The organism is Arthrobacter sp. BGA-UO-ETr-C19 (assembly GCF_059568005.1).
Genome location: NZ_JCAQPC010000024.1, coordinates 63,288 through 77,766 on the forward strand (window position 1 = coordinate 63,288; position 14,479 = coordinate 77,766).

The 14,479-nt window shown below is 67.1% G+C and carries 12 protein-coding genes; 8 read left to right on the top strand and 4 right to left on the bottom strand.

Annotated features, from left to right (window positions below; all coding sequences use genetic code 11):
- Nucleotides 1-72: 72 nt before the first annotated feature.
- The 4 genes from topA to proC all read left to right on the top strand — a co-directional run bounded on the left by topA (nucleotide 73) and on the right by proC (nucleotide 5,768).
- Nucleotides 73-2,796: a type I DNA topoisomerase gene (gene topA / locus AC57BR_RS19190; protein ID WP_496363460.1), complete on the top strand. Its 2,724-nt coding sequence runs from the start codon at nucleotides 73-75 to the stop codon at nucleotides 2,794-2,796.
- A gap of 96 nt (nucleotides 2,797-2,892) precedes the next feature.
- Nucleotides 2,893-3,342 carry an SseB family protein gene (locus tag AC57BR_RS19195; protein ID WP_496363462.1) on the top strand — a complete coding sequence of 150 codons (450 nt, stop codon included), beginning with the start codon at nucleotides 2,893-2,895 and terminating at the stop codon, nucleotides 3,340-3,342.
- 84 nt (nucleotides 3,343-3,426) lie between these two features.
- Nucleotides 3,427-4,419 (top strand): Ppx/GppA phosphatase family protein, encoded by a 993-nt coding sequence (locus AC57BR_RS19200; protein WP_496363464.1) that lies wholly within the window; start codon nucleotides 3,427-3,429, stop codon nucleotides 4,417-4,419.
- Between the two features lie 515 nt (nucleotides 4,420-4,934).
- Nucleotides 4,935-5,768, top strand: coding sequence for a pyrroline-5-carboxylate reductase (gene proC, locus AC57BR_RS19205; protein ID WP_496363466.1), 834 nt, complete (start codon nucleotides 4,935-4,937; stop codon nucleotides 5,766-5,768).
- Nucleotides 5,769-5,977: 209 nt separating this feature from the next.
- Here the strand turns inward: proC and AC57BR_RS19210 are convergent, their stop codons facing one another.
- A complete protein-coding gene (locus tag AC57BR_RS19210; RefSeq protein ID WP_003797805.1) occupies nucleotides 5,978-6,664 on the bottom strand; it encodes a potassium channel family protein in 687 nt (228 codons plus the stop codon).
- Complete coding sequence (locus AC57BR_RS19215) at nucleotides 6,657-8,090, bottom strand: TrkH family potassium uptake protein (protein WP_496363468.1); 1,434 nt, start codon at nucleotides 8,088-8,090, stop codon at nucleotides 6,657-6,659. Before AC57BR_RS19215 ends, AC57BR_RS19210 begins: the two co-directional genes overlap by 8 nt.
- A gap of 105 nt (nucleotides 8,091-8,195) precedes the next feature.
- On the opposite strand from AC57BR_RS19215, the gene AC57BR_RS19220 reads away from it, so the two are divergent.
- A complete protein-coding gene (locus tag AC57BR_RS19220) occupies nucleotides 8,196-9,407 on the top strand; it encodes an acetoin utilization protein AcuC (protein ID WP_496363470.1) in 1,212 nt (403 codons plus the stop codon).
- A 111-nt stretch (nucleotides 9,408-9,518) separates the two neighbouring features.
- A complete protein-coding gene (locus AC57BR_RS19225) occupies nucleotides 9,519-10,151 on the top strand; it encodes an ArsR/SmtB family transcription factor (RefSeq protein ID WP_496363472.1) in 633 nt (210 codons plus the stop codon).
- Nucleotides 10,152-10,228: 77 nt separating this feature from the next.
- Here the strand turns inward: AC57BR_RS19225 and AC57BR_RS19230 are convergent, their stop codons facing one another.
- A complete protein-coding gene (locus AC57BR_RS19230) occupies nucleotides 10,229-11,569 on the bottom strand; it encodes an alpha-hydroxy acid oxidase (RefSeq protein ID WP_496363474.1) in 1,341 nt (446 codons plus the stop codon).
- Nucleotides 11,570-11,675: 106 nt separating this feature from the next.
- Between AC57BR_RS19230 and AC57BR_RS19235 the strand changes: the two genes are divergently transcribed.
- Nucleotides 11,676-12,383 (top strand): FadR/GntR family transcriptional regulator, encoded by a 708-nt coding sequence (locus AC57BR_RS19235; RefSeq protein ID WP_496363476.1) that lies wholly within the window; start codon nucleotides 11,676-11,678, stop codon nucleotides 12,381-12,383.
- Nucleotides 12,384-12,680: 297 nt separating this feature from the next.
- Nucleotides 12,681-13,271 carry a TetR/AcrR family transcriptional regulator gene (locus AC57BR_RS19240; RefSeq protein ID WP_496363478.1) on the top strand — a complete coding sequence of 197 codons (591 nt, stop codon included), beginning with the start codon at nucleotides 12,681-12,683 and terminating at the stop codon, nucleotides 13,269-13,271.
- Between the two features lie 140 nt (nucleotides 13,272-13,411).
- Here AC57BR_RS19240 and AC57BR_RS19245 read toward each other — a convergent pair whose 3' ends face one another.
- Entirely contained in the window at nucleotides 13,412-14,425 is a 1,014-nt protein-coding gene (locus tag AC57BR_RS19245; protein ID WP_496363480.1) for a LacI family DNA-binding transcriptional regulator, read from the bottom strand.
- Between the last annotated feature and the right edge of the window lie 54 nt (nucleotides 14,426-14,479).

Here is a 14,479-nt window from a genome sequence, read left to right on the forward strand (position 1 = left end):
ATTCTGCAAAATATGGTGAACTAGGCCAATATGGGCTGATCTGCCCGAGCAACCTTTTTCTGTAGGAGCACTGTGCCAAGCAAGGCCAAAACCGGCAAGAAACTCGTGATTGTGGAGTCTCCGGCCAAGAGCAAGACCATCGCCAAGTACCTGGGCGAGGGCTTCATTGTTGAGGCCTCCATCGGTCACATCCGCGACCTGCCGCAGCCGTCCGAGCTCCCCGCGGACCTGAAGAAGACCTCCCTGGGCAAGTTCGCCGTCGACGTCGAAAACGACTTCAAGCCCTACTACGTCGTCTCCCCGGACAAGAAGAAAAAGGTGGCCGAGCTCAAGGCCCAGCTCAAAGACGCCGACGCGCTCTATCTCGCAACCGATGGGGACCGCGAGGGCGAAGCCATCGCGTGGCACCTCCTGGAGGTCCTGAAGCCCAAGGTCCCCGTGTACAGGATGACCTTCGGCGAAATCACCAAAGAAGCGATCCACCGCGCCATGGATAACCTGCGAGACGTCGACGCCGCCCTGGTTGACGCGCAGGAAACCCGCCGCATCCTGGACCGCCTCTACGGCTACGAGATCTCGCCGGTGCTGTGGCGCAAGGTGGCGCGCGGTCTGTCCGCCGGCCGTGTGCAGTCCGTGGTCACGCGCATGGTGGTGGACCGTGAACGCGAGCGTATGGCGTTCAAGTCCGCGTCCTACTGGGACCTGACCGGGCAGTTCGGTGCCGATTCCGGCTCCTTCAAGGCCAAGCTCGCCGCCGTTGACGGCGCCAAGGTGGCCACCGGCCGGGACTTTAACGACGACGGCGAACTCACCTCGCGCAACGTTGCGCACCTCAATGAGGAACTCGCCACCTCCCTGGCCGCCGCCCTGCAGGACGCCGATTTCCGCGTCCGCTCGGTGGACACCAAGCCGTACACGCGCCGCCCCGCCGCGCCCTTCACCACCTCCACGCTGCAGCAGGAGGCCGGCCGCAAGCTGCGGTTCTCGTCCAAGAGCACCATGCAGATCGCCCAGCGGCTGTACGAGAACGGCTACATCACCTATATGCGTACGGACTCCTCAGCACTGAGCGACGAGGCCGTCACGGCCGCGCGCCGCCAGGCTGCCGAGCTGTACGGCCCCGAATACGTTCCGCAGTCGCCGCGCGTCTACACCAGCAAGGCCGCCAACGCGCAGGAGGCCCACGAGGCCATCCGTCCCGCCGGCGACTCCTTCCGCACCCCGGCCCAGGTCGCCAAGCAGCTCAGCGGCGACGAATTCCGGCTCTATGAGCTGATCTGGAAGCGCACGGTCGCCTCGCAGATGGGCGATGCCAAGGGCTCCACGGCCACCATCCGCCTGGGCGCGGTGGCCGCTGACGGCCGCGACGCCGAATTCTCCGCCTCCGGCACGGTCATCACGTTCCCCGGCTTCCTGGCCGCCTATGAAGAGGGCAAGGACGAAAGCCGCGGCGACGACGACTCGGACGAGGCCCGCCGCCTGCCGAACGTCGCCAAGGGTGACGGGCTGACCGCCTCGGAGATCATCGCCGTCGGCCACGAAACCTCGCCGCCGCCGCGCTACACGGAAGCTTCCCTCACTGCCGAGCTGGAAAAGAAGGGCATCGGACGCCCCTCCACGTACGCTTCCACGATCTCCACCATCCAGGACCGCGGCTATGTGCGTAAGCAGGGCTCAGCCCTGGTGCCGAGCTGGATCGCGTTCTCCGTGGTGCGGCTCCTCGAACAGCACTTCACGGACTATGTGGATTACGAGTTCACGGCCGACATGGAAGGCGACCTGGACAAGATCGCCAACGGCCAGGCCGTGGGCGCCGCCTGGCTCAAGCACTTCTACTACGGGGAAGATGCCGATCCCGGCCTGCTGAGCATTGTGAACAACCTGGGCGAGATCGACGCCCGCGAGATCAACTCCGTGCCTATCGCGGATGGCATCACGCTGCGCGTCGGCAAGTTCGGCCCTTACCTGGAGAGCTCGCTGCCCACGGTGGACCCGAAGACCGGCGAAGTGGTGGAGTCCGCCCGCGCCAACGTCCCGGAGGACCTTGCCCCGGACGAGCTCACCGCCGCCAAGGCAGTGGAACTCATGGAAACCGCGGCTCCGGAGGAACGGGTCCTCGGTGCCGATCCGCACACCGGCCACACGGTGGTTGCCAAGAACGGCCGGTATGGCGCCTACGTCACCGAGATCATCCCGGAGATGACCGAAGAGCAGTTGGCCAACCTGCCCGTGGAGTACTACAAGAACGGCAAGCCCAAGCCGGCGAAGAAGCCTGTCAAGGCCAAGCCGCGCACCGGTTCGCTGTTCAAGTCGATGACCGTGGAATCTGTCACGCTGGACGAGGCGCTGCAGCTCATGAGCCTTCCGCGGGTCCTCGGCCAGGACGCCGAGGGCAACCCGATCACGGTGCAGAACGGCCGCTTCGGCCCGTACCTGAAGAAGGGCACGGACTCGCGGTCCATCGGCTCGGAAGAGGAAATCTTCACCATCACGCTGGAGCAGGCGCTGGAAATCTACTCCCAGCCCAAGCAGCGCGGTGCCCGCGCGGCCGTGCCGCCGCTGGCCGAGTTCGGTCCGGACCCCGTGTCGGAAAAGAACATCGTGGTGAAGGAGGGCCGCTTCGGTCCGTACATCACCGACGGCATCACCAACATCACCGTGCCCCGCAGCACCTCGCTGGAGGAACTGACCCGGGAACGCGCCGTCGAACTTCTCGCCGAGAAGCGGGCAAAGGGCCCGGTCAAGCGCACCACCACGCGCAAGGCTCCGGCAAAGAAGGCTGCAGCCAAGAAGTAGGTCCCGCTGGTTGGGCCCGCCGAAACCAAGGTCTCGGCGGGCTTTACTGGTGGTGCCGGAATTGCGCCCCGCCCAGCAACGTGGTCGAGTAGATGCATGACTGAACAGCCGGAACCCGCAGACACCACGCCGCTGAACGACCTTGAGGAGAAGCTGGCCCGGGGCGGCCAGCCGGACGCAGATCCGGTGGACGTGATCCTGTCCTTCCTCAACAACGAGGTCTACATCATCAGCTCCGACGCGCTCGAGGGCGAGGACTCCCAGGTTGAGCCGCTGGTGCTGGGCAACGCGGACGGCCAGCCGGTTCTTGCCGTGTTCTCGCATCCCAGCCGGGTGGACACGCAGTACCTGGAGGCCGCGCCGAACGTGCTGGGCACGCAGGGCGCTGCGATCATCGCCAACATCGGCGATGAACTGGGGATGGTCATCAACCCGGGCGCGGCCTACGGCTTTGAGATCAATCCCGAGGGCATCGCCAACATCAAGCGCGACTTCAAGCGTGCCGATGAGGTGGACGCCAACCCCGCCGGCCTCGAAGGCGAGTAGCCCCGCGCGGCTGTCCGCCAACTAAAGCCCGCAATGTAAGCGACGGGTTGCGTCCGCTGCGCCGGCGGGGGGAATAATGGCAGGATGCGGCTTGGCGTCCTCGACATCGGTTCAAACACTGTCCACCTCCTGCTGGTGGATGCCCACCCCGGCGCACGGCCTGTGCCCTTCGCCTCGCACAAGCGACCCCTCTCACTGGTGCAGTACCTGGATGGGGACGGGAACATCACCGACGCCGGCCAGCATGAGCTGACCGAGTTCGTGCTTGAGGCGTGGGAGTTCGCGGCGCGGCACAAGGCCGACGACCTGCTGGCCTTCTGTACATCAGCCATTCGCGAGGCCACCAATGGACCGGCGGTGCTGGCCCGGGTAAAGCACGAAACTACCGTCACGCTGCAGGAGCTCACGGGCAGCGAGGAAGCGTCCATGACGTTCTTCGCCGTCCGCCGCTGGTACGGCTGGGGCGCTGGCACCATCCTGAACTTCGACATCGGTGGCGGCTCCTTCGAAATGGCGCTGGGGCAGGACGAGCTGCCGGAGCTTGCAACCTCCGTGCCTCTGGGTGCGAGCCGGCTGACCCGCGACTGGCTGCACGAGGATCCGCCCTCCGCGAAGAGCGTCAAGGAACTGCGCCGCTACATCCGGACCACCCTCAAGCCGGTGGTCCGCAGCTTCAACGAGGTGGGCCGGGCGAACGTCCTGGCCGGCACATCCAAGACCTTCCGCTCCCTGGCACGGATCGCCGGGGCAGCCCCCAGCGCCGCGGGCCCGTACGTGAAGCGTGACCTGAACCGCGCGGACCTCGGCATCTGGGCACAGCGCATCTCCGCCATGAAGTCCGAGGACAGGCTGCACCTGCCAGGCGTCTCCGAGGCCCGTGCCAACCAGCTCCTCGCCGGTGCGCTGGTGGCGGAAGCCGCCCTGGAGCTCTTTGAGTACAAGAAAATCAAGATCTGCCCGTGGGCGCTGCGAGAGGGCCTCATCCTCCGGCGGCTCGACCAGCTGGTCTTCGACGGCCCGCTGGAGCCGGCGCCGCACGTGGGCGTCCCCCAGGTCTCGGCGCTGCCGGCCATCTAGGGTCCTGTCCGCAGGCCAGGGGCTGCACAGGGCTGCCCTCTGCGGCCGGTCTTAAACGAGTAAGCGCCGGCCGGTTACGCAGAAGAAGCTGGGGGGAACACTTCTGCAACCGACCGGCGCCACGCCAGTCCCGAAGGACCGGCTCCATCACTCGCACCTGTGAGGCGTCTACGACTCTAGCGAGGCAGTATGGGTGTTCCGGGGGATTTACCTGAAAGCGGGCTGGGAATACGTCCGCAGCCAAACTTAGCACCGAACTTAAAATTGAGGCAGCCTTAAAAAGCGAGGCAGCTTAAAAGCAAAGACACCGACGGCCTGCTGCAGAAAAATGGGCAAAACCACTGCAGACCGTCGGTGCCAGACAAGCATCCCCATGCTTGCTTCATCACTCGCACCCTCAATGAGGTACTACCCAAGTTAGGGGCCGAAGGTGTGTGAATGCTTCGACCAACATGTGAGCTACCTGTGAATAGCCGCGGTCTGCATCCGGAGCCATGAACTGCAATGATGGAGCAATGAGCAACCGAATCGCATTCCTTGGCTGTGGATCAATGAACGAGGCCATTCTGGGCGGCCTGCTGGAGGGTGGCACGAATCCCATGGAGATCGTGGCCACCGTCCGCCGCGCGGAGCGGGCAGCGGAGCTGGCCGAACGGCACGCCGGCATCACGGCCATCGCCGGCAGCGAAGAGCCCGACAACAACAAGCAGGCGGCGAAGGGTGCCGGCGTCGTGATTCTCGGCGTGAAGCCCGTAGGCATCGCCGAGCTGGCCCGGGAAGTCAGTGGCTCACTTTCTCCTGATGCGATTGTCATCAGCGTTGCTGCGGCTGTGTCCATCGCCCAGCTCGAAGCCGCCCTGCCCCCGGGCCAGCCGGTGATCCGGACGATGCCCAACACCCCGGCGAAGCTGGGCCGCGGCGTGGTCTCGGTGTCTGCCGGCACCAACTGCTCGCCCGAGCAGCTCCAGCGGGCGAAAGACATTCTCGGCGCGGTGGGGACCGTCGTCGAAATTCCCGAGGAGCAGGTGGACGCGCTGGGCGCCATCAGCGGTTCCGGTCCGGCCTACGCGTTCTACCTGGCCGAGGCGATGGCCGCCGCCGGCGTCGAACTCGGCCTGGACGAGGAGCTGGCGCTCCTGCTGGCACGCGAAACCGTGGCAGGAGCTGGCCTCATGCTTGCCGAACCGGGCGCGGAACCCTCCGCCCTGCGCAAAGCCGTGACCAGCCCCAACGGCACCACCGAACGCGCCATCGCCACGTTCGATGACCGCGGCATGCCGGCGATCATCGCCGCGGGCGCCCGCGCCGCGGCCGACCGCGCCGCCGAGATCACCAAGCAGCTCGGCTAGTCCCCACCCGCACCCTGACCTCGCAAGCTCGGCCAGGGAACCCTGCGGGCGTGGGCCCATCTCCGCTCCAGGATTGGAGTTTTTGTACAGATACCGCGGGTTAAAGCCCCTTTTGGGCGCGGTATCTGTACAAAAACTCCCGACGGCGGGTGGTGCGTCAGGCACGACGGCGGGCGGCGCCGTCGTCGGGCGTGTTAATAACCTCGCCGCTACGGCCGGGCGGCGAACCGCTCCAGCAGATCCACGTGCCCGGAGACGATCAGCATGTCGCGGGCGGATACCTTGGTTTCCGGCCGGGCGTAGGTGAAGTCCTCGCCCGGGGACTTCACGCCCACGATCGTCACGCCGTACTTGGACCGCACCTTGGACTCGTCCAGCGTGAAACCGACCGTTTCACGCGGCGGATACATCTTCACGATCGCGAAGTCGTCGTCGAACTCGATGAAGTCCAGCATGCGCCCCGAGACCAGGTGCGCGGCGCGGACACCGGCGTCGGCTTCGGGGTAGATGACGTGGTTGGCGCCGATGCGGGTGAGGATCTTGCCGTGGGACGGCGTGATGGCCTTGACCCACAGGTGCTCGATGCCGAGGTCCACGAGATTCACGGTGATGAGCACAGAAGACTCAATGGACGTGCCCACCCCCACCACGGCTGAACTGAATTCCTGCGCGCCCAGCTGGCGCAGTGCGTCGATATTGGTGGCGTCGGCCTCCACCACGTGGGTCAGGACGGGTGACCACTTCTGGACCAGGGACCTGTCGCGCTCGATGGCCAGCACCTCGCGGCCCTGCTTCACCAGCTGCTCGGCGGTGGAGGAGCCGAAGCGGCCCAGCCCGATCACCAGTACCGGCGCATTGTGGGCGGGGCGGTTGGGGGCGCCTGACGAATTAGCCAATGATGGGCCTCTCTTCCGGGTAGTGGTACAGCTGGCTGCGCTGGCGCAGGGCCAGGGCAGCGGCAAGCGTGACGGTGCCGACGCGGCCGGCGAACATCAGGACGGACAGCACATACACGCCCTCCGGCGGCAGTTCGGCGCTGAGGTTTGTGCTCAGGCCGACGGTGGCGAAGGCTGAAATGGTTTCGAACAGCACCCGGTCCAGGGAAGCGCCGCTGATGTGCAGGAGCAGGAAGGCGGACGCGGACACCAGCGTGGCGCCGGCGACGATCACCGAGATGGCCACGCGCATGGTGCCCTCAGGGATGGTGCGGCCGTAGACCTTGACGTCGGCGTCGCCGCGGGCTTCGGCGATGATGGCCAGGAACATGACGGCGATCGTGGTGACCTTGATGCCGCCTGCCGTTGAGGCGGAGCCGCCGCCGGCGAACATCAGGGCGTCCGTGAGGAGCATGGTGGTGGATTCCATCTGGTTCTGGTCCACCAGGTTGAAGCCGCCCGAGCGCGTCATGACTGAGGCGAACAGCGAGTGCGTGATCTTGTCACCGAGGGCCATGCCGCCGATGGTCCGGGTGTTGTCCCACTCCATGAGCGCCCACAGCACCGTTCCGGCCGCGAGCAGGATGAACGAGACCTGGATGGTGAGCTTCGTGTGCAGGTTCCACTTTTTCCAGTTGAGCCCGTTTTGCTGCAGGACCATGACGACGGGGAAGCCGAGGCTCCCAAGGAAAACGCCGAGCATGAGCGGAATGAGGATCCAGAGGTCTGTTTCGTAGGGGACGATGCCGTCCGAGTGCGGGGTGAAGCCGGCGTTGTTGAAGGACGAGATCGAGTAGAAGACGCCGTGCCAGACAGACTGCCAGAACGGCTCACCCAGGACCATGAAGCGCGGGATCAGGGCGATCGCGAGAGTGGCCTCGATGACCACGGAGGTGGTGATGACGATTCGCAGCAGCGTACCCACTTCACCGAGGCGGCCGGCGTTGTTCATGGCTTCCTGCGCGATGAGCTTGCCCCTGACGCCCAGCTTCTTGCTCACCATGAGGGCCAGCAGCGAAGCCAGCGTCAGCGTGCCGAGGCCGCCGACGAAAATGCCGACGAGAATGATCAGCTGCCCGAAGAAGGACCAGTGCACGGCCGTGGACACCACAGTCAGGCCCGTAACGCAGACAGCAGAGACCGCGGTGAAGAGAGCCTGGTGGAGCGGTGTGAAGTCGCCGGTTGCCGAGGAGGCCGGCAGCGACAGGAGAGCCGTGAAGAGGACGATGACCACCACGAAGGCGCTCAGGGCAAGACGGGCGGGCGATGTGTTGGCAATGTCATCGATGAAGTCACGGATGCCCGTGAATATCCACAGGCCCTCACGCTCCGGCGCTGCGGGCTGCCAGCTGGCCGGGCTCTTGGACCTCGACTGGCTTTGGGTCATGTGCGGCTGTTCCTCGATTGACTCTGCTTCCTCCAGTAGTAAACCACTAAACCCCGCGCCGTGGCCGGGCCCGCCAGCACACGGGCCTCCGGTAGCCTGTCAGTAATGACATTCCAGCCCGGACTCAGCCTCCCTGCACTGCCAACGACGGTGGTGTGGGACGCCGCCATGACGGCGTACAACTTCGGCCCGGGCCACCCCATGGCGCCCGAACGCCTGGACCTGACCGCCCGCTTGGCCGGGAGCCTGGGCCTGCTGGACCTCGCCCACGTCACGCTGTCCGCCCCGGACGTCGCCGACGACGGCGAGCTCACCACCGTGCACAGCCCCGACTTCGTGGCAGCGGTGCGCCGGGCCAGCGACAACCCCGCCGCCGCGGACGAGGCCTACGGGCTGGGTACCGAGGATGATCCCGCCTTTGCCGGGATGCATGAGGCTGCGGCGCGCTTGGCGGGCGGCTCCCTCCTCGCGGCCAGCTCGATCCTGGACGGCTCGGCGGTCCGGGCCGTGAACTTCGGCGGCGGGCTGCACCACGCATCCCGGGACCGCGCCAGCGGCTTCTGCGTCTACAACGATGCCGCCCTGGCGGTCCGGAAACTGCTCGACGGCGGCGTGCAGCGCGTGGCATATATCGACGTCGATGCCCACCACGGAGACGGGACGCAAAGCATCTTCTGGGACGACCCCCGCGTCCTCACCATCTCGCTGCACGAAACCGGCATGTCCCTGTTCCCCGGCACCGGCTTCGCCAACGAGATCGGCGGCCCCGAAGCCCGCGGCAGCGCCGTGAACGTGGCTCTGCCTGCGGGAACGGGGGACGCCGGCTGGCTGCGGGCCTTCCACGCCGTGGTCCCGCAGTTGGTGGGCGCCTTCGCGCCCGAGGTCATCGTCAGCCAGCACGGCTGCGACTCGCACCGGCTCGATCCCCTGACCCATCTCAACGTCAGCGTGGACGGACAGCGCGAGGCGGCCACCGCCGTCGCAAACCTCGCCGCCCGGCACTGCGGAAACCGCTGGATCGCCACCGGCGGCGGCGGGTACCACATCACGGGCGTCGTGCCGCGGACCTGGAGCCACCTGATCGGCATCGCAGCGAACCGCCCGGTGCCGCTGCGCACCCCCGTCCCGGAGGCGTGGCGTACGTATGTGCAGGAGCGCTACGGTGTGGACACCCCCGAGAGCATGGGCGACGACGCCGACGTCTGGTGGCGCTCGTGGGAGGTGGGCTTCGATCCCAACGACGACATCGACCGCACCGTGATGGCCACGCGCAAGGAAGTCTTCCCGCTGTACGGCCTGGACCCCTGGTTCGACTAGTTCCCTGGTTCGACTAGTTTCCTGGTTCGACCAGACCCGGTCTCTTCATGGGGGCGGCCACCGGCGAAATAGTAGATGCCATTCGGCGTATATGTCGCTAGGGTGGGTCACATGGTGACAGACGACGTCTTTGCCGTCATTGCTGAGGCAACGCGGCGCGACATTCTCGTGTCCCTCCAGGCGGGGGACAAAGCAGTGGGGGAGCTGGTCGAGGAACTCGCCGCCAGCCAGCCCACCATCTCCAAGCACCTCAAAGTGCTGCGTGAAGCCGACCTGGTCAGCATGCGCGCGCAGGGCCAGAAGCGCTACTACGCGCTCAATCCCAAACCGCTGGCCGGCGTCGCCAGCTGGCTCGAGACGTTCGACGTCGGACGCGCGGCCACCGCCGCAGCGTCACCGGACGCCGCAACCCAGCAGGGCGAGGAAGCCCCGGCTGGTACTGCGCGTGCCGCCGCTGCCGCCGCCGGAGCCCCGGCCGCCGGCCAGATCGCCGAGGTCCCCGACGCGTTCGCGGCAGCCACCGCGGCGCATTCCGGCAGCGCGGCGGACGACGCTACCCACGCACCCGGGCGACCGGCGAGCGGCCAGCTGAGTCCCGCCGTCGTGCTTCCCGGCGGCCAGGTGCCCGGCAGCGCCGGCCAGGACGACACCGTCCCGCAGCAGATCGGCCGCACCGTCGGCCGTGCCGCGACGAAGGCCGCCGACCTGCTGGCGAACCTGCCCAAGTTCGGCCGCAAAAAGTAACCCAACTGGGTCGCAGCACAGGGCGTTCTGAATGCTCAGAACGCCCTGTGCTGCGACCCAGTTGGGCGGGGAGGCAGTTACTTGCCGAGGATCCGCACGTGGTCCGGGGTCAGCTCGGAGATCCTGCTGACGCCGAGGAGCGCCATGGTGCGGGCCATGTCCTTTTCAAGGATCTGCAGGACGCGGTCGACGCCCGCCCGGCCGCCGGCCATGAGCCCGTACAGGTAGGCGCGGCCGATGAGCGTGAAGTCGGCACCCAGGGCCAGGGCGGCGACGATGTCCGCGCCGCTCATGATGCCCGTGTCCAGCATGATCGCGGCATCGCTGTTGTCCTTGGTGAAGGCTTCCTTGACGCCGGGAAGCAGGTGGAAGGGGATGGGGGCGCGGTCCAGTTGGCGGCCGCCGTGGTTCGAGAGCACGATGCCGTCGGCGCCGTGGTCCACCACCTTGCGGGCGTCCTCCACGGTCTGGATGCCCTTGACCACCAGCTTGCCCTTCCAGGTTTCGCGCAGCCAGTCGAGGTCCTCGAACGTGAGTGTGGGGTCGAACATCGAGTTGATCAGGTCGGCCACCGTGCCCGTGTACCGCGAGAGTGAGGCGAAGGTGAGTGGCTCGTGGGTGAGGAAGTTGAACCACCAGGCCGGGCGGTAGGACGCGTCCAGGACGGTCTTCAGGGTCAGCGCCGGCGGGATGGTCATGCCGTTGCGGACATCGCGCAGCCGGGCCCCGGCGACGGCCGTGTCCACCGTGACCATCAGAGTGTCGTTCCCGGCCTTCGCCGCGCGCTCGATGAGTTCGAGGGAGCGGTCCCGGTCCGTCCAGAGGTACAGCTGGAACCAGTTCCGGCCATTGGGCGCCGCCGCAGCCACGTCCTCGATCGAGGCGGTGCCCATGGTCGAGAGCGTGTAGGGGATGCCTGCGGCTTCGGCGGCCTGCGAGCCCGCATATTCGCCCTCGGACTGCATCATGCGGGTAAAGCCGGTGGGGGCGATGCCCACGGGAAGCCGGGAGGACTTGCCCAGAATGTCGGTGCCCAGGTCGATACTGGACACGTTCCGCAGGATGCCCGGGCGGAACTCGATGTCCAGGAACGCCTCGCGGGCACGCCGCAGGGTGATCTCGGCTTCCGCCGCGCCGTCGGTGTAGTCAAACGGGGCTTGGGGGGTGCGGCGCTTGGCGATGTCTCGCAGTTCCCAGACGGTGCTGGCGCGCTTGAGCCGGGCTTCCTTGCTGAACTCGGGCTTCTTGAACTGCATGAGCGGGGCGAGGTCCGAGTACTTCGGGATGCGGCGCTTCAGGGCGGCCGGAACTCCTGTGGCCGCCGCGGCGGCGCCGGTGGCAGGCCGCGTGGCCGGAGTATCCGTCGCGTCCGGGGCCGGGGTGGTCTCGGGGTTGCTCGGCTGGATGGTGTGGGTCATGGCTTTCCTCCGTGGGCATGCCGGGAGATGCTGAACAGGGGCTCCCCGCTGTGGTCTAACCACACTCTAAAGCATGTGGTCCAACCACATCAAGTACCATGGGCTCATGCGTACGCACCAACTTGTCCTGCGGTGGATCGAGGACCAGCTCTCGGGCGGCCAGCTCGCCGTCGGCGGCCGCCTCCCGGCCGAGCGGACCCTGGCCGAGCAGCTCGGCGTCTCCCGCACCTCCGTCCGCGAGGCCATCCGGGTCCTCGAAGCCATGGGCGTGGTCCGGGCTGGCGTGGGGTCCGGCCCGGAGGCCGGGACGGTAGTGATCTCGGACCCGACGGCGGCACTCGGCTCCGCACTGCGGCTGCACGTGGCCACACAGCACCTGCCCGTGGAGGACGTGGTGGAAACGCGCGTGCTGCTCGAATCCTGGGCGGCCGCCCGGGCCAGGCCGGATGCCCCCGCACTCGACCTCGCCGGCGCCCTGCTTGACGACATGGACGGCGGCCACGCCGTCGACGACTTCCTGGCCCTGGACGTCCGCTTCCACCTGGCCCTGGCGGACGCCGCCGGCAACGCCGTGGTCAGCGCCATGATGGGGTCCCTGCGGGAGGCCATCCAGGGCTACGCGGGGCAGTTGACCGCGAACCTGCCGGACTGGGACGCCACCGCGTCACGGCTCCGGGCCGAGCACCGGGAGATTCTGGCGGCCATTCGGAAGGACGACGGCGGCCGGGCGGCTGAGCTCGTTGCCGCCCACATCCGGGGGTACTACAAAGAAGCCGGGCTGGGCCCGAAGGATCCGGACCCAGCCCGGCCGTAGCTTGCCCGGGGGCGAGTTTTTGTACAGATAATGGCCCCAAATAAGGGTTTAACTCGCGACATCTGGACAAGAACTCCAGGGAGGGTTGGGGGACTCGACCTGCAGCGCCTGGAAGTCGTCCGCCGCGTGCCGGCCACTCGGCAGACGGAAGGAGCCCCGCTCAACCTGCCAGCCGCCGTCGTAATGGCCAAAGGCGCCCCGGAGAAAGCGTGGGCCCGCAAAACCTGGTGCGGCTAGGTTGTGCTTAATGTGTATTGGTCGCGCGGTGGGCGGGCGCCGGTGAAATAAACTTGCGAAATGTCTCCGTCAAAGCCCCGCGGGCAGTACGCCAAAGGCGCCGAACGCCGCGAGCAGATCATCCAAACCGCGACAGATGTCTTTGCCAGCGAAGGCTTCGAGGGCGCGGCCCTCAAACGTGTGGCCGAGCTCGTGGGAGTCAAGGAGGCCACGCTCTTCCACTACTTCAGCGGCAAACAGGAGCTCCTGACGGCGGTGCTTGCCGAGCGGGACCGCCGCAGCCGGGACATTGGGGGATTGGCCGAGTTTGGCCTGCCCAACCTGGCGTCCGTGGCGGAGCGGAACGAGAAGGAGCCCGGCCTGACGACGCTCTACGCCGTCGCGTCGGCTACGGCCAACGACCCTGGGCACGCTTCGCACGGCTACTTCCAGGACAGGTACTCCCAGCTGGTGGAGGAACTGGCGATCGATATCGGCCGGCGCCAGGGTGCGGGGGAGGTCCGGTCGGACGTCGCGGCGGAGTCGCTCGCCAGGCTGGTCATTGCTGCGTTCGACGGCCTTCAACTGCAGTGGCTGTACGACAAGAAAGTGGACATGGCCGGCGGCCTGACCGAGCTCGTCGACGTACTCCTGGTGCCGGCCAAGCCCTAACCCCCGGCGGCCCCTTAGGCCCGGCCGCCAGAACGCGCCGGCCGCCAGAATTCGCCCGGCGAAGAGTTTTTGTCCACTTGTCACGACTTCGGGGGCCTTTAGCGGCCATTATCTGGACAAAAACTCCAGACCAGGGCGGGCTAGTTGCCGGCGGGGCCGCTGCTTCCCCGGATCTCCAGGCGCGGCTGGAAGGTGGTCTCCTCGTCGGGTGCCTCGGCATTGCGGATCAGGGCCCGCAAGCTGTGCCAGGCGCGTTCGCCCAATTCCGTGATCGGGACCGCGGCGGTGGTGAGCGGCGGTGTGGTGTACCGGGCAAAGGGGATGTCGTCGAAGCCCGTGACGGAAATGTCCTCGGGAACGCGGACGCCACGTTCGTGCAGTCCGCTGAGCAGCCCCATGGCAACGAGGTCGTTGAACGCGAGGACCCCGGTGGCCCCGCTGGCCAGCACCTGGTCCACCGCTTCATGGCCGGTCTCGAAGCTGGAGCCGCCCTCGAGCATCCGGAGTTCGACGCCGGGATGTGCGGCCCGGAACTTGTCCAGCCCTGCCATGCGTGCCCGGTTGGAGGCGCTTCGGGCGGGGCCGGCCAGGAACGCGATCCTGGTATGCCCGAGGCCCACCAGATGTTCCGCGAGCTCCTGCACGCCCTGGCTGTAATCCACCTCAAGGCTTGGCACGCGCGTTTCCGTGGTGCTGCGGTTGATCAGGACCATCGGGTGCAGTGACGGCGCCAGCTCCTCGAGTTCGGCATCGCCCATGCGGGGCGCGCACAGCACCAGCCCGTCGCAGCGCCGCCGAGCTTCCCCGGCCAGGATCGCCTCCTCACTGGAAACTTCTGAGGAGTCGGCGATGAGCACCCGGTAGCCGTCCTGGGCCGCGGCCATGCTCAGCCCCCGCAGGATGGCCTGGAATGTGGGGTTGGCGAGGTCGGGCACCACGATGCCGATGGTGTCGGTCTTGCCCAGCGCAAGGCTGCGGCCCACGGGATTCGGCTGGTAGTTCAGTTCCGCCGCCGCATCGCGCACGCGCTGGGCAATAGCGGGATCCACGGTGAAGTTGCCGTTCATCACGCGGGAAACGGTGGCGTGCGAGACGCCGGCCTTGAGTGCGACGTCCGCGATACCGACGCGCCGGGTGCCGGTTCTCCTGCCCATGTGCTTCCTTCCCTGTCCGCTGCCACGGAACGCTACCACTATCTGCTGCCGCTG

Bases quoted from the DNA above. Each gene is read 5' to 3' on its own strand.
- proC (WP_496363466.1), top strand. From the start codon at position 4,935: ATGAGCAACCGAATCGCATTCCTTGGCTGTGGATCAATGAACGAGGCC.
- AC57BR_RS19200 (WP_496363464.1), top strand. From the start codon at position 3,427: ATGCGGCTTGGCGTCCTCGACATCGGTTCAAACACTGTCCACCTCCTG.
- AC57BR_RS19245 (WP_496363480.1), bottom strand. From the start codon at position 14,425: ATGGGCAGGAGAACCGGCACCCGGCGCGTCGGTATCGCGGACGTCGCA.
- AC57BR_RS19220 (WP_496363470.1), top strand. From the start codon at position 8,196: ATGACATTCCAGCCCGGACTCAGCCTCCCTGCACTGCCAACGACGGTG.
- AC57BR_RS19235 (WP_496363476.1), top strand. From the start codon at position 11,676: ATGCGTACGCACCAACTTGTCCTGCGGTGGATCGAGGACCAGCTCTCG.
- AC57BR_RS19215 (WP_496363468.1), bottom strand. From the start codon at position 8,090: ATGACCCAAAGCCAGTCGAGGTCCAAGAGCCCGGCCAGCTGGCAGCCC.
- AC57BR_RS19240 (WP_496363478.1), top strand. From the start codon at position 12,681: ATGTCTCCGTCAAAGCCCCGCGGGCAGTACGCCAAAGGCGCCGAACGC.
- AC57BR_RS19195 (WP_496363462.1), top strand. From the start codon at position 2,893: ATGACTGAACAGCCGGAACCCGCAGACACCACGCCGCTGAACGACCTT.
- AC57BR_RS19225 (WP_496363472.1), top strand. From the start codon at position 9,519: ATGGTGACAGACGACGTCTTTGCCGTCATTGCTGAGGCAACGCGGCGC.
- AC57BR_RS19230 (WP_496363474.1), bottom strand. From the start codon at position 11,569: ATGACCCACACCATCCAGCCGAGCAACCCCGAGACCACCCCGGCCCCG.